Source organism: Actinoallomurus acanthiterrae, assembly GCF_054775715.1.
This window is the reverse complement of record NZ_BAAHCO010000001.1, coordinates 3,963,404-3,982,984: the sequence shown is the minus strand read 5'-3', so window position 1 is coordinate 3,982,984 and position 19,581 is coordinate 3,963,404. Positions and strand designations below refer to the sequence as shown.

General features: G+C 70.9%; 19 protein-coding genes. 7 read left to right on the top strand and 12 right to left on the bottom strand.

Annotation, left to right across the window (positions count from 1 at the left end; genetic code table 11):
* Nucleotide 1: 1 nt before the first annotated feature.
* Both ACYVF7_RS19315 and budC read right to left on the bottom strand, forming a co-directional pair.
* Nucleotides 2–973 (bottom strand): alpha/beta hydrolase fold domain-containing protein, encoded by a 972-nt coding sequence (locus tag ACYVF7_RS19315; RefSeq protein ID WP_460342142.1) that lies wholly within the window; start codon nucleotides 971–973, stop codon nucleotides 2–4.
* Between the two features lie 11 nt (nucleotides 974–984).
* A complete protein-coding gene (gene budC, locus ACYVF7_RS19310; protein ID WP_460342139.1) occupies nucleotides 985–1,746 on the bottom strand; it encodes a meso-2,3-butanediol dehydrogenase in 762 nt (253 codons plus the stop codon).
* Nucleotides 1,747–1,863: 117 nt separating this feature from the next.
* Here budC and ACYVF7_RS19305 point away from each other — a divergent pair, with 117 nt between their 5' ends.
* Nucleotides 1,864–2,430: a TetR/AcrR family transcriptional regulator gene (locus tag ACYVF7_RS19305; protein WP_460342136.1), complete on the top strand. Its 567-nt coding sequence runs from the start codon at nucleotides 1,864–1,866 to the stop codon at nucleotides 2,428–2,430.
* Here ACYVF7_RS19305 and ACYVF7_RS19300 read toward each other — a convergent pair.
* Nucleotides 2,393–3,265: an oxidoreductase gene (locus tag ACYVF7_RS19300; RefSeq protein ID WP_460342133.1), complete on the bottom strand. Its 873-nt coding sequence runs from the start codon at nucleotides 3,263–3,265 to the stop codon at nucleotides 2,393–2,395. The two genes, ACYVF7_RS19305 and ACYVF7_RS19300, sit on opposite strands and share 38 nt — an antisense overlap.
* Before the next feature lie 80 nt (nucleotides 3,266–3,345).
* On the opposite strand from ACYVF7_RS19300, the gene ACYVF7_RS19295 reads away from it, so the two are divergent.
* Entirely contained in the window at nucleotides 3,346–3,960 is a 615-nt protein-coding gene (locus tag ACYVF7_RS19295; protein ID WP_460342130.1) for a TetR/AcrR family transcriptional regulator, read from the top strand.
* Nucleotides 3,961–4,086: 126 nt separating this feature from the next.
* On the opposite strand, the gene ACYVF7_RS19290 is transcribed toward ACYVF7_RS19295, so the two are convergent.
* Entirely contained in the window at nucleotides 4,087–5,262 is a 1,176-nt protein-coding gene (locus tag ACYVF7_RS19290) for a winged helix DNA-binding domain-containing protein (protein ID WP_460342127.1), read from the bottom strand.
* Nucleotides 5,263–5,432: 170 nt separating this feature from the next.
* Here ACYVF7_RS19290 and ACYVF7_RS19285 point away from each other — a divergent pair, with 170 nt between their 5' ends.
* The 3 genes from ACYVF7_RS19285 to ACYVF7_RS19275 are packed head-to-tail and all read left to right on the top strand — an operon-like array spanning nucleotide 5,433 to nucleotide 9,369.
* A complete protein-coding gene (locus tag ACYVF7_RS19285) occupies nucleotides 5,433–7,793 on the top strand; it encodes a cytochrome ubiquinol oxidase subunit I (RefSeq protein ID WP_460342124.1) in 2,361 nt (786 codons plus the stop codon).
* Between the two features lie 57 nt (nucleotides 7,794–7,850).
* The gene (locus ACYVF7_RS19280; RefSeq protein ID WP_460342121.1) at nucleotides 7,851–8,519 is read left to right on the top strand and encodes a TrmH family RNA methyltransferase; all 669 of its coding nucleotides are present in this window, start codon (nucleotides 7,851–7,853) and stop codon (nucleotides 8,517–8,519) included.
* A complete protein-coding gene (locus ACYVF7_RS19275) occupies nucleotides 8,464–9,369 on the top strand; it encodes a nuclear transport factor 2 family protein (protein WP_460342118.1) in 906 nt (301 codons plus the stop codon). The genes ACYVF7_RS19280 and ACYVF7_RS19275 overlap by 56 nt, the downstream gene beginning before the upstream one ends.
* 182 nt (nucleotides 9,370–9,551) lie before the next feature.
* On the opposite strand, the gene ACYVF7_RS19270 is transcribed toward ACYVF7_RS19275, so the two are convergent.
* The 4 genes from ACYVF7_RS19270 to ACYVF7_RS19255 form a co-directional block, all read right to left on the bottom strand.
* Complete coding sequence (locus ACYVF7_RS19270; protein ID WP_460342115.1) at nucleotides 9,552–10,865, bottom strand: aspartyl protease family protein; 1,314 nt, start codon at nucleotides 10,863–10,865, stop codon at nucleotides 9,552–9,554.
* Between the two features lie 103 nt (nucleotides 10,866–10,968).
* Nucleotides 10,969–11,343 (bottom strand): hypothetical protein, encoded by a 375-nt coding sequence (locus ACYVF7_RS19265; protein WP_460342112.1) that lies wholly within the window; start codon nucleotides 11,341–11,343, stop codon nucleotides 10,969–10,971.
* Nucleotides 11,344–11,460: 117 nt separating this feature from the next.
* Nucleotides 11,461–12,006, bottom strand: a complete 546-nt coding sequence (locus ACYVF7_RS19260; RefSeq protein ID WP_460342109.1) for a peptidoglycan-binding domain-containing protein — start codon at nucleotides 12,004–12,006, stop codon at nucleotides 11,461–11,463.
* A 117-nt stretch (nucleotides 12,007–12,123) separates the two neighbouring features.
* Nucleotides 12,124–14,229 carry an ABC transporter ATP-binding protein gene (locus tag ACYVF7_RS19255; protein WP_460342106.1) on the bottom strand — a complete coding sequence of 702 codons (2,106 nt, stop codon included), beginning with the start codon at nucleotides 14,227–14,229 and terminating at the stop codon, nucleotides 12,124–12,126.
* 112 nt (nucleotides 14,230–14,341) lie between these two features.
* Here ACYVF7_RS19255 and ACYVF7_RS19250 point away from each other — a divergent pair, with 112 nt between their 5' ends.
* Entirely contained in the window at nucleotides 14,342–14,773 is a 432-nt protein-coding gene (locus tag ACYVF7_RS19250; protein WP_460342103.1) for a nuclear transport factor 2 family protein, read from the top strand.
* A 21-nt stretch (nucleotides 14,774–14,794) separates the two neighbouring features.
* On the opposite strand, the gene ACYVF7_RS19245 is transcribed toward ACYVF7_RS19250, so the two are convergent.
* Together ACYVF7_RS19245 and ACYVF7_RS19240 are read right to left on the bottom strand one after the other, a co-directional pair.
* Complete coding sequence (locus tag ACYVF7_RS19245) at nucleotides 14,795–15,370, bottom strand: Uma2 family endonuclease (RefSeq protein WP_460342100.1); 576 nt, start codon at nucleotides 15,368–15,370, stop codon at nucleotides 14,795–14,797.
* Nucleotides 15,371–15,506: 136 nt separating this feature from the next.
* Nucleotides 15,507–16,133 carry a TetR/AcrR family transcriptional regulator gene (locus ACYVF7_RS19240; RefSeq protein WP_460342097.1) on the bottom strand — a complete coding sequence of 209 codons (627 nt, stop codon included), beginning with the start codon at nucleotides 16,131–16,133 and terminating at the stop codon, nucleotides 15,507–15,509.
* Nucleotides 16,134–16,223: 90 nt separating this feature from the next.
* Between ACYVF7_RS19240 and ACYVF7_RS19235 the strand changes: the two genes are divergently transcribed.
* Nucleotides 16,224–17,675 carry a flavin-containing monooxygenase gene (locus ACYVF7_RS19235; RefSeq protein WP_460342095.1) on the top strand — a complete coding sequence of 484 codons (1,452 nt, stop codon included), beginning with the start codon at nucleotides 16,224–16,226 and terminating at the stop codon, nucleotides 17,673–17,675.
* A 3-nt stretch (nucleotides 17,676–17,678) separates the two neighbouring features.
* Here the strand turns inward: ACYVF7_RS19235 and ACYVF7_RS19230 are convergent, their stop codons facing one another.
* Both ACYVF7_RS19230 and ACYVF7_RS19225 read right to left on the bottom strand, forming a co-directional pair.
* The gene (locus tag ACYVF7_RS19230; protein ID WP_460342092.1) at nucleotides 17,679–18,965 is read right to left on the bottom strand and encodes an alkaline phosphatase family protein; all 1,287 of its coding nucleotides are present in this window, start codon (nucleotides 18,963–18,965) and stop codon (nucleotides 17,679–17,681) included.
* 124 nt (nucleotides 18,966–19,089) lie between these two features.
* Nucleotides 19,090–19,347, bottom strand: coding sequence for a DUF7218 family protein (locus tag ACYVF7_RS19225; protein WP_460342089.1), 258 nt, complete (start codon nucleotides 19,345–19,347; stop codon nucleotides 19,090–19,092).
* Nucleotides 19,348–19,581: the final 234 nt, after the last annotated feature.

Below are 19,581 nucleotides of genomic sequence, written 5' to 3'. Positions count from 1 at the left end.
CTCAGCCGTGCAGGTGGCGGCGGAGGAAGGTGTGCCAGGTCTGCTCGAACGAGCGGGCCAGGGCCGACGTGGCCGCGAAGCGGTCCCAGGCGTGGAACGCGCGGGCGTAGAGGTGCAGGTCGACCGGCACGCCGGCGGCGATCAGCCGGCGGGCGAAGTCGATGCCCTCGTCCCGCAGCAGATCGAACTGGGCGACGGCGACGAAGGTGTCCGGCAGGCCGGTGAGGTCGGTGGCCCGGCCGGGCGCGGAGTACGCGTGCACGTCGTCCGCGCCCAACCGGTCGCCCAGGACCGCGGCCCAGGCGAGCCGGATGTCCGGGCGGGCGAAGACGACCTCGGCGATGGCCTCCGAGCTCGACGGCGTCTCGAGGCGGTCGTCGAGCATCGGGTAGAGCAGGGACAGCGAGCACGGCGGCGCAGCGTGCCGGTCGCGCACCATGAACGCGGTGGCCGCGGCGGGCGCTCCGCCGCCGCTGGCGCCGGCGAGTCCGATCCGGTGCGGGTCGATCCGGTGCTCGGCGGCGTGCTCGGCGAGGTGGGTGTAGGCGAGATAGCCGTCCTCGGCGGCGCCGGGAGCCGGGGTCTCCGGGGCGAGCCGGTAGACGACGACGGCCAGGACGCAGTCGAGGTCCAGGGCCAGGGCGGTGTGGTACGCGTCGTCGTCGCGGGCGTCGTCGCCGAGGACCTGGGCGCCGGCGTGGAACCAGACCAGGGCCGGGAGGGTGTGCTCGGCGCCGGCCGGGCGGTACAGGACCACCTCGAGCTCGGTCCGGTCGTCCCGGGGGATGCGCAGGGCTTCGATCGTGACCCGGGGGTCCGGCGGGGTCGCGGGCAGCTGGGCGCGGGCCGCGCGGAACTGCGCGCGCAGGCCCGGGATGTCGGAGAGCTCGAGCAGGGTGCCGTTCGCGGCCTTGGGCATCGCGGCGAACGCGGCGGCGAGTTCAGGGTCGAGCGCGTCGGTGGTTCCAGGCATGGGAGGGCCTTTCAGAAGAGGGAGGGCTGGCCGCTGCCGGCGGTGATGCCGCCGTCGACGGGCAGGATGGCGCCGGTGATGAACCGGGCGTCGTCCGAGGCCAGGAAGCTGACCGCGGCGGCGACATCGGCCGGGGTGCTGAAGCCGGCGAGCGCCCGGCGCTGGTTGAAGCGTTCGATCATGTCGGCGTACGTCGTCGCCAGTTCTTCCGGTCCGGTCAGTGACGGGGCGACGGTGTTCACCCGGATGCCGAACTGGCCGAGGTCGAAGGCGAGCCCGCGGGTGAAGTTCACGACCGCGCCCTTGGCCGCGTTGTAGGCGGTGAGCCGGCGGTCTCCGCCGAGGCCGGAGGCGGAGGCGATCTGGACGATGCTGCCGCGGCTCTCCTTCAGGTACGGCAGCGCCGCCTGCGCGCCGAAGAAGCAGCTGTCGACGTCCGTGCTCATGACCAGCCGCCAGTCCGCCAGCGTGGTCTCCGCGAACTCCTTGCCGACGCCGACGCCGGCGTTGGAGACCAGGACGTCGATGCCGCCGAACCGGGCCGCGGCGGCGTCGATCATCGCCTGTACGTCGTCCTGGCTGGTGACGTCGGTGGCGACCGGGAGCGCGCGGTGGGTACCGATCTCGGCCGCGAGGGCATCCAGCCGGTCCTTGCGCCGCGCGGCGAGGACGAGGTCGGCCCCTTCGGCGGCGAACCGCCGGGCGATGCCGTCGCCGATGCCGGAGCTGGCGCCGGTGACCACGACCGTCTTGCCGGTGAAACGTCGTTCCATGGCGGCCTTCTTTTCGTCAGTTACTGACGCTCATTGCGTCAGAAACTGACAGTACAGTGCGACAGTGACTGACGCAAAGAAGCGTCAGTCACTGTCGCTTGTGGTAGGGTCAAGGCCGTGCCACGGAACGGGGATGCAGTGCGGCTGCGGCTGCAGGAGGCCGCGCTCGACCTGTACCTGGAGCGCGGCTACGACAAGACCACGACCGGCGACATCGCCGCCCGCGCCGGCGTCACCGAGCGGACCTTCTTCCGCCACTTCGCCGACAAGCGCGAGGTCTTCTTCGACGGCGAGGCGCAGCTACGGGACCTGCTGACCGGCGCGGTCGCGGCGGTGCCGGCCGGCACCAGACCGCTGCCCACCCTACGGGCCGCGTTCCATCAGGCCGTGCCGCTGATCGAGCACAACCTCCCGGTCACCGAGCGGCGGATGCCGGTCATCGTCGCCACACCGGCCCTGCAGGAACGGGCGCTGGCCAAGAGCGCGGCCCTGGTCGCCGCGCTCACCGACGCCCTGCGGGCCCGCGGCGTCGCCGAGCCGCTCGCGGCCCTGTGCGCCCAGGTGGGAATGGACACCTACGCGACCGCCATCCACCGGTGGGGCGCCGATCGCACCGACGACCTGCACACCCACCTCGACCGGGCCTTCACCGATCTGCGCCTCGCCGCGAACGCCCTGAAGTGAACGGCCCGGGGAAGTCGGTCGTGCGGGACAGCTCCTCCCAGGCGTCCAGGTCCTTGTCCAGGTCCGCTCGTGCCGCGCGTACGAGACGCAACGCGTCGGAGCCGAGCACCAGGTGGGCGGGCGGGTCGGGCTCGTCGAGGATGCGCAGGACGGCCGCCGCCGCCTTGTCAGGGTCGCCGAGCTGGTGCCCGCTGGCCGCCTGCCGGGCCGCGCGGATCGGCTTGAAGACCTCGTCGTAGTCGGGAACGCTGCGTGGCACGCGGACCATCGAGCGTCCGGCCCAGTCGGTACGGAAGGACCCGGGTTCGATGGCGGTGACATGGATGCCGAACCCGCTGACCTCCTTGCCGACCGCTTCGAGGATGCCTTCGAGCGCGTACTTGCTGCCGCAGTACGCCGAGACGCCGGGGAAGCCTGCCAGGCCGCCCATCGAGGTCACGGCGAGGATGTGCCCGCGTCGGCGCTCGCGCATGTACGGCAGGACGGCCCGTACGGTCGCGGCGGCGCCGAACACGTTGACCTCGAACTGCGCGCGGAGCTCGCTCGGCGGCGTCTCCTCGAAGGTTCCCTCCACGCCGTAGCCGGCGTTGGCGATCAGTACGTCGATGGCGCCGACGGAGGTCTCCACGTCCTCCACAACGGAGTGGACCGCGGCCTCGTCGGTGACGTCGAGGAGGCGTGCACGGGCGCGTTCGGGACTCAGGGCCGCGAACTCTTCCGCGTCGGCCTGCTTGCGTACCGTCCCGACGACGGTGTGACCGGCCTGGAGGGCGCCGGCGGCGAAGGCGCGGCCCAGACCGCTACTGACCCCGGTGATCAGGAATGTCTTGTCCATGACCCATACTCTACATAACGTTGATTTTTTTCTGCACAATGTCGATTACGGTAGCCTCGTCGATGGCCAGGGAGGAAACAATGGGCAGGCGAGCCGGCGCACCGAGCAAGGGGGACCGGCGGGAGCAGGCGCTCCTCGACGCGGCAGAGGTGCTTCTCGAACAGACCGGCCTGGAGCGGATGACGGTCGACGCGATCGCCCGGGGAGCCGGCATCTCCCGCGGATCGATGTACTTCTACTTCGGCTCCAAGCACGAGGTGCTCGCGGCGCTGATCCGCCGCACGATGGCCGAGATCCGCAAGGAGGCGTCGATCACCGCCGACGACCTGGCGTCCTCGCCGGTCGGCGCCATGAAGCGGGCGGTGAAGAGCGTCGAGAAGATGTGGCGCGACCACGGCACGGTGATGCGCGCCGCCGTCGAGTACGGCACCGTGCACTCTGGCATCGGCGCCGCGTGGGACGAGACCGTGGAGCTGTTCGCCGCGACGATGCGGGGTGTGCTCGCACGTGCGGGCGTGCCCGACGGGGACGGGCCGCACGAGGCCACGTCCCTGGCCCGCGCCCTGTGCTGGATGACCGAGCGGACCTTCTACCAGGCCTCCCGCTCCCCCGACGACCAGTTGGCACGGGCCGCCGAGACGTCCATCGAGGTCTGGCGCCGGATCATGACGGCGCCCGCGCCTCCGGAGGGCTGAACCGGAGGCGTCGGCCGCCTCTTGGTCGACCTCGGTCAGCCCGGATCATCGCGCCCGGGTCCGCGGCCGCGTCTCGGCGGAACGTGTCCGCGCGGCCCTGGACCGGGCCGCCGCATCGCCGCCCGGTCAGGCGACCAGCTCGGCCTCCACCGCGGAGCGGCCCCGGGCGCGCGGCGCGATGCGGACCGGTCCGAGCCAGGCGGTGAGCCGGGCGGCCTCGGCCGCCACGGCGGAGGCCGCCTCCGTACCGGTGTCCTCCAGGAGCCGGTGGACGACCTCGCCGTCCGCGCGCTGTGCCCAGCCGCCGACGATCCGCCCGTCGCACCAGACCGTGGGACCGGCGTTGCCGTTGCGGTCGAACAGCAGCGGGCCGTGCTCTCCGAGGTACCAGTCGCGCCCGGCCCAGCCCATGACCGTCGGGTCGAGGGCGGGCAGCAGGGCGACCCACGGCCCGGGGTCGTCGACCGGGTCCACGTCGTCGGCCAGGACGTATCCGTCCTCGCCGCCGAGTTCGACCTTCTCGACGTCGATCCGGGCCAGGGCCTTCCTGACCTGGGTGAGGGTGAGGCCGGTCCACCATTTGAGGTCGGTGGCGGTGCCCGGTCCGTACGCGGCGAGCCACCGGCGGATCAGCTCCGCCCGCGCCTCGTCCGCGGGGATGTCCGGCAGGCCGTCGGGCAGCCACGCCTCGATCGGCGACCAGCTGAACTGGCTGCTCGTCCAGGACCCGCGCGGCCGGCCCCGGATGACCCGGCCCTCGGCGGCCAGGCCGAGCAGGACCCGGTTGGCGATGGTCGGCCGGGCCTCGTACGCCTTGCCCTCCCCGAGCAGGATCCGTTCCTTGAGCCGCGGGACGTCGGCGGACAGGTCGGCGGTGAACGCCTCGCCGCGAGCCCGCAGCGCGGCGACGGTGGCTTCCTCCACCTCGCGGAGCCAGGCGTCGTCCCCCAGCCCCACCTGCTCGATGAACTGCACCGTCTTCCTGCGCTCACGCCGTGCCACATCGTTGGAGCACGCCGCCTGGACGACCGGGGCGAACTCGGCCTGGACGGTGAAGACGGTCCGCCGCATGGCGAGCATCCGCAGCAGCAGGCGATCGTCGTACAGCGCCTTCTCGACGGGGCCGACGTCGGGGTCGCGCATCCGGGCCGCCGCCGCGAGGTACACCGACGCCGGGTCGGTGCCGTGCAGGGCCACCAGCGCACGGGTGACGTCGACGACGGTGTCCGCCGGATCCGCCAGGTGGTGCCGTGCCCCGAGGCGCGCCCGGCGCTCCTCGGCCTTGATCGCCCGTACGGTCATCCGCCGATTATGACGGAATCCGGAATCGACCGGGAACTCGCGAGAACGTGCGTGGGACCCCTCTGCCTGGGTAAACGAAGCCGATGTCGTGTTCGTACGCGCCGACCCCGGCCCGCTGGACGCCGGTCCGTAGCCGGCGATGAGCCGAGACACCAGGTGAGGAGCCGCTCATGCTCGCACTGCCATCGATCGCGGCGACCCCGGGCGATCTACTGGCGGCCCGGGAGCAGATGGCGTTCTCCCTCGGCTGGCACATCATCCTCGCCTGCTTCGGGGTGGGCATGCCCGCGTTCACCGTGTTCGCCGAGTGGCGGGGGCACCGTACCGGCGACGAGGACTACATCCGGCTCGCGCACCGCTGGGCGAAGGTCATGGGCGTGCTGTTCGCGGTCGGCGCCGTCTCCGGAACGATCCTCTCCTTCGAGATGGGCCTGCTGTGGCCCGGCCTGATGAGCACGTACGGCCAGGTGCTGGGCCTGCCGTTCGCCCTGGAGGGATTCGCGTTCTTCATCGAGGCGATCTTCGTCGGCATCTACCTGTACGCGTGGGACCGGCCGTCGCCGCGCGCGCACGTGCTGGCCGGCCTGCCGGTCTGCGTGGCGGGAGTGTTGTCGGCGGTCTTCGTGGTCTCGGCGAACGCCTGGATGAACCAGCCGCGCGGCTTCGACCTGGTGGACGGGAAGGTCACCCACGTACGGCCGTGGGTGGCGATGTTCAATCCCGCCATGCCGCGGCAGGTCCTCCACATGGTCCTGGCCGCCTTCATGGTCGCCGGCTTCGGCATCGCGAGCGTGTACGCCGTGGGGATGCTGCGCGGCCGGCGGGACCGTTATCACCGCATCGGTCTCCTGCTGCCGTTCACCGCCGCCGCGATCGTCGCGCCCGTGCAGGTGGTGGTCGGCGACGCGATGGCGAGGTTCCTGGCGACCAACCAGCAGACCAAGCTCGCCGCGATCGAGGGTCTCAACCACACCGGATCGCACGTCCCCCTGTCGATCGGCGGCGCGTACGTCGACGGGCGGATGCGGTACGCCGTCCATATCCCGGACGCGCTGTCCCTGCTCGTCGGCTACCGGCCCGGCACGGTCGTCCAGGGCCTGGACAAGGTGCCGGTAGCCGACCGGCCGCCGGTCAACCCGGTCCACCTCGGCTTCCAGGCGATGGTGGCGATCGGGTTCGGGCTGGTCCTGCTCGGCGCCTGGCTGGCGTTCGCGTGGTGGCGGCACCGGGACCTGCCGCGTTCCCGCTGGTTCCTGCGGCTGGCGGCGATCTCGGGGGGCGCGGCGGTCGTCGCGCTGGAGGCCGGCTGGGTCACCACCGAGGTGGGCCGGGCAGCCCTGGATCGTCTGGCAGCACCAGCGCACCGCGGACGCCGTCAACCCGGCGCCGGGACTCTGGGTCGGGCTCGTCTCCGTGCTCGCCGTCTACGCCGTGCTGACGGTCGCGGCCTGCTACGTCCTGAACCGGCTGCGGGTGCAGCCGGTCACCGCGCCCCAGGAGGGCTGGACCGAGGAGTACACCCCATGACCGCCGCGCAGGCCCTGCTCGTCCTGGCCTGGGCAGGGATCACGATGTACGCGCTGCTGGGCGGCGCCGACTTCGGCGGGGGCTTCTGGGACGCGCTGGCGGGCGGGCCGCGGCACGGCTTCGCCCAGCGCCGCCTCATCGAGCACGCGATCGGGCCGGTCTGGGAGGCCAATCACGTCTGGCTGGTCTTCGTCATCGTGATGTTCTGGACCTGCTTCCCGACGGTCTTCGCGTCGGTGGCCTCCACGCTGTACATCCCGCTGACCCTGATCGCGTTCGGCATCATCGCGCGCGGATCGGCGTTCGCGTTCCGCAAGGCCAGCACGGAGCTGTGGCAGCTGAGACTGTTCGGCGGCGCGTTCGCGCTGTCCTCCGTCCTGACGCCCTTCTTCCTCGGCACGGTCGCGGGCGCGGTGGCCTCCGGACGCGTCCCGGTCGGCCTGGCCCGGGGAGACCTGATCGGCAGCTGGTGGAACCCGACCTCGATCCTCGGCGGCGTGCTGGCCGTCGGCGCCACGGCGTACCTCGCCGCGGTCTTCCTCACCGGCGACGCCCGCCGGCACGGTGAGGAGGCACTCGCGGACGCCTTCCGCCGGCGCGGGATCGTCACCGCGGTGGTCACCGGCTGCATCGCGATCGGCGGCATCTTCGTCCTCCGCCATGACGCACCGGGCCTGTACGACGGCCTGACCGGCCGGGCCCTCCCGATCGTCGTCCTGTCCGCGGTCGCCGGCGTCGCCTCTCTGGCGCTGCTCGTCGCCCGGCGGTTCGCCATCGCCCGCGTCACCGCCGCCACCGCCGTCTCCGCCGTGATCTGGGGCTGGCCGGTCGCGCAGTACCCCGTCCTCCTGCCGCCGCACGTCACCGTGGCCGACGCCGCCGCCCAGCCCACCGTCCTGCACGCCACGCTGGCCTCGGTCCTCGTCGGGCTGGTGCTCCTGGTGCCGTCGCTGGTCTGGCTCTTCGCGCTGTTCCAGCGGAGCAGGCACGCCGAGACGGACTGAGTCCTCCCGAGCCGGCGCCGCGACGGGTTGAGCCGGGCACCTTCTATGCTCGGGCGCATGACGTCCGACGTCGCAGCGCATCCGCAGAACCCCGCCGATCCCGACACCGAGGCGGAGCCCGTCTCGCACGAGCCCGGGGTCGGGCCGTACCCGCTGCCCTGGCCCGAGGACCCGCGGCTCGACCCGTCGCTGCTCGCGGGCGGCGACCGCCGCAACGTCGTCGACGAATACCGCTACTGGAGCAACGAGGCGATCGTCGCCGACCTCGACGCCCGCCGGCACCCGTTCCACGTGGCGATCGAGAACTGGCAGCACGACTTCAACATCGGCGCGGTCGTCCGGAACGCCAACGCGTTCCTCGCCGCCGAGGTGCACATCGTCGGCCGACGGCGCTGGAACCGCCGCGGCGCCATGGTCACCGACCGGTACCAGCACGTACGTCACCATCCGACGACGAGCGAGCTGGTGACGTGGTGCGGGGACCGCGATCTCCCGATCATCGGGATCGACAACCTGCCCGGGTCCCGGCCGATCCAGACCGCCGAGGTGCCCCGCGCGTGCCTCATGCTGTTCGGCCAGGAGGGGCCCGGCCTGTCGGAGGAGGCGCGCGAGGCCGCCGACGTGGTCCTGCACATCCCCCAGTTCGGCTCGACGCGCTCCATCAACGCGGGTGTGGCCAGCGGCGTCGCGATGTACGAGTGGATCCGGCGGTACGCCACGCCCTGACGAAAGGGGAACGACGCTGGACAGGGATCAGGCCGTCGCCCTCCTGCACCGCCTGCACGCGGCGCAGAACGCGTTCTACGGCGGAGGCGACGCCGCGGCGCTGCGGGAGATCCTCACCGAGGACATCGCCTGGCACGTGCCCGGGAACAACGCGATCGCCGGCGACTACCACGGCGTCGAGGCGGTGCTCGCCTACTTCCGCACGCGCCGGGAGCTCGCCGATCGGAGCTTCCGCATGCACACCCGCGACGTGCTCAGCGGCGACGGCGAATGGATCACCGCGCTCACCGACGGCACCGCGACGATCGCCGGAGAGGAGCACGCCTGGTCGACCGTAGGCCTGTACCGCGTACGGGACGGCCGGATCGCCGACTGCCGGATGCTCCCCCACGACCAGGCCGCCTTCGACGCGATCTGGACGCACCGGAGCCCGCCCGCGGACGCCGACGTCCCGGTGTCGGTGTACCGCACCCGGATCCGTCCACGGCACTGCGACGCCCAGGGAGTGCTCCACGCCGCCCGGTACTCCGAGTACTTCGAGGACGCGTTCCTCGGCTGGCTTGACGAGCACGTCGGCGGCTACCAGGCGCTTCGCGCGGCGGGCGCCGACCTCGTCGTGGTCGCCAGCGGCTGCGAGCACCGCCGCGGCCCCCGGCTGGACGACCTCGTCTCGATCGAGGTCCGCCCGACCGGCGCGGGGCGGAGCTCACTGGCCGTGTCATTCGTCGTCCGGCGCGATGACGACGTGTCGGCGAGGGGCCACATCACCTACGTCGCCGTCTCCGGCGGCGCCTCGACGCCGCTGCCCGCCCCGCTGCGCGCGGCCGTACGGGCGGTGCCTGGACGCTGAGTTCGCTGCCCGGCTCGATCAGCAACTCGCCGGGCTCCAGCCGCGCATCGGCTGCTGCGACGCCCGGGACACCACCTTGTACGCACCGGGCGAGGAGGTAAGAGCGGCCGGCTCGCCCTTACTCCCTCGCCCGTAGGAGCCGGCAGCCGCAGGTAGCTCCTATGACCCCGTGCCGGTGGCGATCAGGTGGCTTTGCCGGAGGCGATGTAGACGTTCATGTTGGTGAAGTCGAGGGTGACGTTGTAGGGCTTCCAGAAGCAGTGGGCGAACCAGCCCGTCGTGTCGAACCCTGTCCCATAGGGGAAGGGCACGTTGACCTGCGCGTTTGGGTCCGTTTCGCAGTAGACCTCGTTGGCGACGGCATCGCCGAGGCGGATCTCCTTCGGATAGCAGGGGTAGGCGGTGGTCGCGTGGCTGTGGGCAAACGTCTCGACCGGGCGGTCGTAGTCGGTGCGGACCCCCAACTGCTTGGCCACCGCCCCGGGCATGCCCCCGACCATTTCGCCTTCTCCGCCGAGGTTCATTCCCATCACCCGTGGGCCGGAGCCGGCGATGTTGCCGAGGCTGTGCACAAAGTGGTCAAGAGCCAGCCACAGCGGCAGGGGCTTGACGCCCGCCCGTTTGGCGGCGGCGCGTACCTTCTGGACCGCTTCGGGGGTCGGGCGGCGCAGGATCAGCGACCGGCCCGCATAGTCGAAGGTGGTCAGGAAGTGGTAGAAGACCCACGTGCCGATCATGCCATTGTGGTTGGTGTCGACATCTTCGCCCGACTCCGTCGACGACCAGCCCACGGGGACGTTGCGCAGTTCGATGTCGCCCAGCTTGAAGGAGTCGAGTACCCCGTAGTACACCCATATGGTCTCGCCTTCGAAGTCGGTCTTTTCCTTGTAAACGGCGGTCAGCCCGGCTTCCTTTGCCACCGACGTGGTCACGCTCAGATTCGAGGCGCCGGTATAGAATGTGAAGTTCTTCGGGGGGCCGCCGTTGATCGAGGCCTCTACCTGCGGAGACGGGTCTAGCTGCTGAAATGGCACCCGCGCGATGTCGCCCTTGATCTGATACGGTTCGCCGCTGAATGCCGCGAACCATTTGGCGTAGTCATCGTCGCCGGCCGCTTGCCAGCGTGGTACGGAGAGGGAGAATTTGTCCTGCCGGATGTAGCAGTCGCCCAGGAGCTCGTTGGTCTCCTTGTCGTTGGGTGCCAGTTTGAGGGCCATCGTGAGATACTTCTCAGCGTCGGGGAACTTGTTGGCCAGTAGCCCGACATAGCCGCGCTGGCGGGCCGCGTTCAGGTTCGTGGGATCTGTTTTCAGGATCTCCTCATACGCGCGGCCGGCCTCCTCGAACTTCCCCGCCTTGAACAACGCGTCCGCGTCACCGCCGCCGGCTCGTGCCCTGGCCGCCCCGCCCAGCAGCGGCGCCGCCGCGGCGGCACCGGCCACCACGGCGGCGCCCCGCAACAGCGAACGCCGGTCCCATTCTCCACCATTAACCACGACCTTCTCCTTTCATGATCACCTTCCGTCCGCAGCCTTCAAGCCAACGGACGGTTACAGCACGGCGCTAAAAGCTGTGACCTGGCTGTCCGCGGTCCGAAGATCAGCCCGTGTAGTTCGGGTTCTTGTGGAGGGCCGGAAGTTTTCCGGGGGCTGCCGTCGGAAGGTTCTTGGGGCCTGCCATCGGCAGTTTCCCGGGGGCTGCCGTCGGAGTGGCGCCCATCTCGTTGGGGCTGGACAGCGTCTTCCAGACCGCACCGTCGCCCTTGTGCTTGTACACCGAGATCTGGCGGCCGAGCACGGTCGCTACCTTCGCCCCGCCCTGCTGGCGTGGTTGCTGCGGCTCGGCGTCGGCCGGACAATCCGCCTTGGGCGAGCCGTCCTCCGATTTGCCGTCATTCGCCGAGCCGCAGCCGGCCGACCCGAAGATCAGGCCGACGGTGAGCAGTGCACCGGTGTAGGTCTTGAGGTGGCGCATACCGCGAGATGTTGGCCGAGGCATGTGAAGAACCTGTGCGGCCGCTGTGATGATCTCGTGGTGCCGGGCACCCGCGCGGTCGTACGGGACATGCCCCCCGCTCGGCGGCGCTAGAGGTCAGTCGCCGGGGAAGAGCAGGATGCTCCACGTGGTGACCGTGATGGTGTCGGTGGGCGTGACGTGGGCGCGCGCCTGCACCGTGTGCAGGGCGCTTCGCGTGCTCGGGCCGAAGTAGCCGCTGATCGGCAGGTCCGAGAAGTGGTACGGGCGGTGGTACTTGTTCAGCAGGACCTGCGCGGCCTTCACGCAGTCGTTGCGGTCGCCGTACCGGACCTGCGACCGGGACAGCAGGTCGGTCCAGGTGGCCGCCCCGACGGAACCGTCGGCGTGGAGCCGGTGCGCGGACTGGTACGTCCGTACGGCGGAGTAGGTGCGGGGGCCGAAGTGCGAGGGGACGGGGAGCCGGATCCCCTTGCAGTTCAGCAGCCACTGGAGGGCCCGGACCTCCTCGCTCGTCTGCCCCTGTTGCAGGACCGGGAACTGCTCGGCGTGCCCGGGCAGGCTCGGGGCCGTGTCCGCGGAGGCGGGGCCGGCCAGGGCGGCACCGCCCAGCCCGAGGGCGCCCGCGAGCAGGCCGGTGACGGCGATCCGCTTGATCTTCATGAGGTCCACCTCTCTCACGCGCTTGCGTTACACCTGGTGAGAGGGGTGATGGGCCCGGAAGGTTGGCCGGTGGCCGGATCGCGCCACGACCCGAACCTCCCGCCATGACCCGGCGTCTCATCTCGCTCGGCGAACGGCGCGTACGGTCTCGAGCGGAGCCTCCTCCAGCCGGTAGGCCTGGGCCTGCAGGTCGTACAGCTCGCTGAAGACGCCGCCCGCCGCGAGGAGCTCCGCGGGCGGTCCCTCCTCGACGACCCGGCCGCGGTCGAGCACGTAGACCTGGTCGGCGTGGCGGACGCTGGCGAGCCGGTGGGTGATGAGCAGCACCGTACGGCCGTCGGCATGGCCGCGGATCCGCTCGAACAGGGCGTGTTCGGCGCGGGCGTCCAGGGCGGCGGTGGGCTCGTCGCAGATGAGCAGAGGGGCGTCCCGGTAGAACCCGCGCGCGACGGCGATGCGCTGCCACTGCCCGCCCGACAGCTCGTGGCCGTCCTTGAAGCGCCGGTCGAGCAGCGTCCGGTATCCGTGGGGAAGCGGCTCGATGACCTCGTCCGCGCCGGCGGCCCGCGCCGCCTCGACGATGAGAGAGTCGTCGGGAACGCGGCCCATCGCGATGTTGTGCCGTGCCGTCATCGGCCAGTGCGTGTAGTCCTGCGGGATCATCGCGATGCTCTCGCGCAGGCGTTCGAGGTCGACCTCGGACAGGCGGGTCGCATCCCAGCGCACCTCACCGTCGTCCGGGCGGTACAGGCCCGCGAGGATCTTCGCGAGCGTGGTCTTGCCCGAGCCGTTCTCACCGACGAGGGCGACGACCTGGCCCGCGCGGATCCGCACCGAGATCCCGCGCAGGCTCGGCTCGTCGGCGCCCGGATAGGTGAACCAGACGTCCTCCGCGGTGATGGCGTCGAAGGTCACCGGTGCCGCCACCCGGCGTTCCTCGGGGACGCGGCGCTCGGCCTCGGCGCAGAAGTCGAGATAGTCGGCGAAGTACAGGCCCGACTCGTAGCACTGGTTGACCGCGTACAGCAGCGAGGCGAGGGAGTTCTTGCCGGTGCGGATCGCCAGGACCGCGGTGCCCGCGACGGCGAGGGGCACGGCTCCGGTGGCGAGCAGCGCGCCGAGGGCGACGTAGACCCCGCCGCTCGCGACGCCGCCGGCGATCTCACCGAACACCAGCGCGACCGTCTGGCGGCGGGCGAGCGCGACGTGGACCTCGCACTCCTCGGTGGCGAGGTGGTCGTGTTCGCGGCCGAGGAAGCCTCGCATCGTGAAGGCCCGGATCTCCGCCGCGGAGTCCCGGTCGGCCATCAGGTCCGCGAGCACCCACTTGCGGCGGCGGAGCGGGGACAGGGTGAAGATGGTCAGGTAGCGCATGCGGGCCACGCGCGCCGCGGCCCAGCCGTCGGGCACCGCCGTGAGCAGCAGCAAGGGCAGGAGCATCGGGTGGAGGACGCCGAGCGCGCCGGCCGCCGCCGTCAGCCCGACGACGCCGGTGAGGATGTCGATCGCCTCCTGGACCACCGCCGACGCCTCGTACAGGCCGCGCTGCCGGGCCCGGTGCATCGCGTCGTGGAAGTCCGTGTCGTCGAACGCCGGCAGATCCACCCGCGTGGTGAGCTCGAACAGGCGGGTCTCGACGATGCGGTTGACCTTCGGCTTCAGCCGGGCCTGCGCCCATCCGGCCCCCGCCTGCAGCCCCGAGCGCAGCGCCGCCGCCCCGGCGACGAGCGCCAGTGACGGCAGGGCCGCCCGCACTCGGTCGGGTGTCGCACCGCCGGCGAACAGAGCCGTCAGCACACCGGCCGTCGCCAGCAGGCCGTACGCGGTGAAGACCCCGGCGGCGAGGTTGAGCAGGACGGTCACGATCGTGTCGAACCGGCTCGCCCGCCAGGCGAGGCGGACCGCCGCGCCGACCAGCGTGGGCAGGCGACGGCTCATGCCCGCCAGACTCGTGGCGACCAGCTCTCCGAGGTGCGCCTGCCAGGGCATCGCGGCCATCTCCCCGACGACGGCCCCTTCTCCCGGGCTCCCCTCCTCCCCGGCGACGGCGCCTTCTCCAGAGCTCGTCTCCTCCCCGGCGACGGCGCCCTTCCCGGAGCTCGTCTCCTCGGCGACTGTCCCGTCTTCCGGGCTCCTCTCCTCCCCGGCTGCCGGATCCTGCGGCTCGTCCGGGCCCCTTCCGGCGGGCTCATGGCCGATCGTCTTCGTCGAACGACGTCGCATCGCGCCTCCCCCAGTGAACGCCGAGGGCAGTGTCCCTCCGCACGTGAGTGATCACGCACCGTAGGGCGATTTCGGTATTGATCGTCCGTTTGGCGAGATGGATGATCCTGGGGTGGATGTTCAGGAGATCGCCGACCGGCTGGAGATCGGCGAGTTGCTCGCCCGCTATGTGCGCGCCGTGGACGGCGGCGAGTGGGCATTGCTCGACTCGGTCTTCACCGAGGACGCGACCATTGACTTCTCCGCGTCGGGCGGCGTCCGTGGCGACCGGGAAGCGATCAAGCGCTGGCTTTCCGAGGTCCTCGCCGCCTGGCCCGGCCGTCAGCACCTGATCGGAGCGGTGACGATGTCAGTCGACGGCGATGAGGCGCGGGTCAGCGCGTCGTTCGCCGACACCCTGGCCCCGTCACGGTCGACGATCGCCGCGGCCGAGCCCGGATTCGTCCGTGGCGGAGGCTGGTACCACCACCGGCTGATCCGCACACCCATCGGCTGGCGCAGCCGTGAACTCGTCCAGGAACAGTCCTGGCGCACGTTCGGCTGACGCTGCCGGGAGGGGCGCCGATCAGGCGGTGAGCGCCGCGGTGTCGAGGGTGAGCTTCCACGGCTCCGGCAGATCGATCGGACGGCCCAAGACGACGTCGGTCTCCTGCTGGTAGCCGTCGTCGCTCGGCTGGGACAGCAGCCGGACCTTCCGCGCGAAGACGTCGATAACCAGACAGAGCGGCACCCCGCCCGCAGCGTAGCGGCGCGGCTTCACGTCGTGGTCATCGGTCACGCTGCTCTCGGAGACGACCTCGACGACGAGGAGCACCTGGTCGGCGTGGATGTGGTCTTTCGCCCACATCTTCGGCTCGGGCGGCACGACGGTCAGATCCGGCCGGTACCGATCGCGCTGGGGCCCGAAGAAGAGTGTGATGTCAGTCCAGATCTTCCAGCCATTCGCCTGAGCGGTGGCGAGGAGCTGGGCGAACAGCCAGTAGACGATGTCGTTGTGCAGCCCGGTCGGCAAGGGACTCACCACGATCCGGCCGTTGACGAGCTCCACCCGATGGCGCGGGAAGGCGCCGCAGAGCTCTCGGAACGCGTCCTGTAGATCGTCTTTAGGAACCACGGGCACCTCAAGGGCTTGGACGGCCATGAGTGCATCATTCCCTCCACGGAACGAGGACACAAGGTGACGAGGACGGGACTTACCGTAGTCGAAAATCCTGTCGAGTCAACTTTGGGTAATCACTCGTTCACACAGAGCTCTCACGGGTCGATGCCCGCATTGGTCAGCCCGCCGGCCCGGCGGAGCTCGCGCCGGCGAGGCCGGTCCAGGTGAGGTCCATCAGGTGGTCGGCGGCCTCTTCGGGGGTGACCTCGCGGTTGCGGGCCTGCCAGAGGGCCATGCGCTCGCAGGCGCCGATCATGCTCTCGGCGTACGCCTCGAGGGCCCGGCGGGGGCGGTCGGGGAGGTGGGCGGCCAGGAGCCCGACCATCATCTCGCTCTGCTGGCGGCGTATCGCCTCGATCTCCTCGGCCGCGCTCCTCATGAGGACCGGCTCCTGCAGGAGGACGAGCCACGCCCGGCGGTGGGCCTCGTTGAACCGGAAGTAGGCGACGTAGCCGCGCCGCATCACCTCCTCCGGCGAGACCGCCGCGCCGACGGCCTGCTCGGTGGTCTCCCGGAGCTCGCCGCGGGCCCGCCGGATCACGCCGAGCAGCAGGCCCTCCTTGGAACCGAAGTACTCGTACAGCATCGGCTTGGACAGCCCGACGCGCTCGGCGATCTCCTCCATCGAGACGGCGCCGTAGCCCCGCTCGGCGAACACCTCCTCGGCGACGTCGAGCATCTGCTGCTCGCGGTCGGCGCGGGACATTCTCGGGCGACGCGTCCTGACGGACTCGTTGGAGATCACTTGTGAACTCTATCTCACGACCTACCGTCGGTAAGCTACCGCTGGTAACTTACTGTCGGTAGGTGAGTGGGCGGTGCTCCGGGAGGATCAGTGAAGATCGCGATCATCGGCTCCGGGTTCGGCGGCCTCGGCATGGCCATCCAGCTCAAGCGGGCGGGCTTCCACGACTTCGTCATCCTGGAGAAGGCCGACGATCTCGGGGGCACCTGGCGCGACAACCAGTACCCGGGATGCGCGTGTGACGTGCCGTCGCACATGTACTCCTTCTCCTTCGAGCTGAACCCCGACTGGTCGCGGATGTTCGCCCCACAGGAGGAGATCTGGGACTACCTGCGCCACTGCGTCGACAAGTACGACCTGGCCCCGCACCTGCGCTTCGGCTGCACCGTCGAGGCCCTGGAGTGGGAGGAGGCGGCCGGCCACTGGACGGTCACGCTGGCCTCCGGCGAGGTGCTGACGCCGAGGGCCGTGGTCTCGGCGATCGGCGCCCTGCACGTACCGTCCCTCCCCGAGATCCCCGGAGCGGAGCGGTTCCGGGGCACGGCGTTCCACTCCGCGCAGTGGGACCCGTCGGCCGACCTGACCGGCAAGCGGGTCGCCGTGATCGGCACCGGCGCGTCCGCGATCCAGTTCGTACCCCGGGTGGCCGACGAGGCGAGCCGGCTGCACGTGTTCCAGCGCACTCCCCCGTGGATCCAGCCCAAGCCCGACTTCGTGCTGTCCGAACGGACCAGGCGCGTCTTCCGGTACGTGCCGGGGACGCAGCGTGCCTTCCGCGACGGCATCTACTGGCTGCTGGAGACCCGGGCCGTCGGTTTCACCCTCGATCCGCGGCTGATGGGCCCGATGGAGCGGATGGCCCGCCGCCACATCGAGCATCAGATCGACGACCCCGAGCTGCGCGCGAAGGTCACCCCCGACTACACGATCGGATGCAAGCGCATCCTGCTGTCCTCGGACTACTACCCGGCGCTGACCCGTCCCCATGTCGACCTGGTCACCGAACGGATCACGGAGATCACCGAGACGGGCCTCGTGACCGCCGGCGGCACGGCCTACGACGTCGACGTGATCATTTACGGCACCGGTTTCAAGGTCACCGAGGCGCTCACCGAGCAGCACATCGTCGGGCGGGACGGATTGAAGATCCAGGACGCCTGGGCGGACGGCATCGAGGCCCACCACGGCGTGACGGTCGCCGGTTTCCCCAACTTCTTCATGCTGCTGGGGCCCAACACCGGCCTGGGCCACAACTCCGTCGTCTTCATGATCGAGTCACAGGTGCAGCACGTGCTGAGCTGCCTGCGCCTGCTCGCGGCGGAGAAGGCGGACGTGATCGAGGTCCGCGCCGACGCCCAGCGGCGGTTCAACGACCGTCTCCAGCGGAGGCTGCGCCGCGCGGTGTGGAACGAAGGCGGCTGCGTGAGCTGGTACCTCGACGAGAACGGGGTGAACCGCACGATCTGGCCCGGCTTCACGTTCGAGTACTGGGCGCGGACCCGCCACGCCCGCCGGGACGACTACGACCTGTCGCCGGCCTGAGCCTCAGCGGGTGGCGAAGCCCCGGCGACGGGCCAGGGAGGCGAGGTCGGGCCAGTCCTCTCCGGCGTGGGCGTGATCGGGCAGGATGCAGCCGAAGGTGAGCGGGCGTGGGACGTCGTACCGCGGGACCTTCAGCCGTGGCCGCTGCTCGAAGTCCAGGACCTCGGCCAGGTTGCGCGCCGCGGCGTCGCGTACGGTCAGGGGCTCCAGGCCGAACCGCCACTCGATCATCTTCAGGATCGAGGTGTGGTCGTAGAGCCGGTGCGCCACGTGGCCGCGCCGGGCCCGCGGCGAGACGACCACGCAGGGCACCCGGAAGCCGCGCAGGCCCGCGCCGAGGTCCGGGTTGGGATCGGGGCCGGCGGGCGGGGCGACGTGGTCGAAGAAGCCGCCCCACTCGTCGTACGTGATGACCAGCACCGTCCTGGCCCAGTTCGGGCTGCTCACGACCGCGTCGTGCACCTTGCCGAGGAAGTGCTGGCCGAGGCGGATGTCCGCGAGGGGGTGCTCGTCCTCGGACAGGCCGGGCACCGCCTCGCCGAGGAAGCCGGGCTCGACGAAGGAGACCGGCGGGAGCGTTCCGGTCGCGGCCGCCGCGTAGAACTCCGCGATCGGGTGGCTGATGCCGAGATACCGCGTGCCCCACAGGGCGGTGTACGGCACGTCGCTGTAGTAGTAGCGGCCCTTGAGGCCCTTGGCGGCGAGCCGGTCCCAGATCGTCGGCATGGTGGCGAGCTTCTCGACGGACGTCGTACGCCGGTCGGTCTGCGCGGCGTGCAGGAAGAACCGGTTGGGGAACGTCGGAGCCATCATGGCGGCGAAGTAGCGGTCGCAGACGGTCCAGTCGCGCGCCGCGCGACCGTAGAACGCCAGGTCCTCGGCGTGGAAGTAGCCGATGGAGAGCAGGTCGTTCTGGCCGGCCCGCAGCCAGCCGTCGCACGCGCCCTCATTGAACTCGACCCGCCCGCCCTCGTACGAGTGGTCCGGGTCGTGGAAGCCGCAGCCGTGCGGCACGGTCAGGTGATGGGTCGGGTGCGCCGCGCCGTCGCGGTCGGTGTAGGTCAGCCCGGCCTGCCGGCCGTCCGCGCCCGGCAGCCAGCCGAGATAGTGATCGAAGGAGCGGTTCTCCATCATCACGACGACGATGTGGTCGATGCCCGACCGCTCCGGCGCCGGCAGCCGTACGGCCGCGTCCGCCCGGCCCTCGGCGAGGGACTCGCCCGCGACGACGCCCGCCGCCACCGCGCCCGCCGTCCCGGCGATGAATCCCCGTCGGCTGACCTCGCCCACCGCCGCCTCCCAGCGTCGCGATCGGATGCCGAGCCGAGTATGACGGCTTCATCCGGCCGCGAACGGCCCGCTGGAAGGCCGATTCCGGACGTAACGGCGGAGACGGGGCCCGGTGGGAGCCCTCTCAGTGGTCGCGCAGCGCCTTGACGAGCTGATCCTTGGTCATCGAGGAGCGGCCCTTGATTCCGATCTGGCGGGCCTTGTCCATCAGGTCGTTCTTGGACCAGTCGTCGTAGGGCGGGTGCTTTCCGCCCCGGCGGGCGACGGTCTTCCTCCCCTGGCCTGCTGCGGCGTTCGCGATGCGCGCGGCCTTCTCCTTGCTCGCGCCGCTCTCACGGACCTTCTGGTAGGTCTTCTCGTCCTTGATCTGCGCCCTCGGCATGACGGGCACACCTTCTTTCCGTCACTGGAAGTCGTCTGTATCAGACGCATACCCGGTGACCCAGGCCTAATCGCCGACCCGGCGCACGCGCACCAAGCAAGTGCTTGACCAAATAGCATGAACCGCCGTATAACCAGCGCAAGCGTTGACGCTCGTGTGCACTGACGGCTCCGGCCGCTACCGCGGCCAGTCACCTCGGCGGGAGGCTCCGGCCGGCCCCCGCCGCCTTCGTTC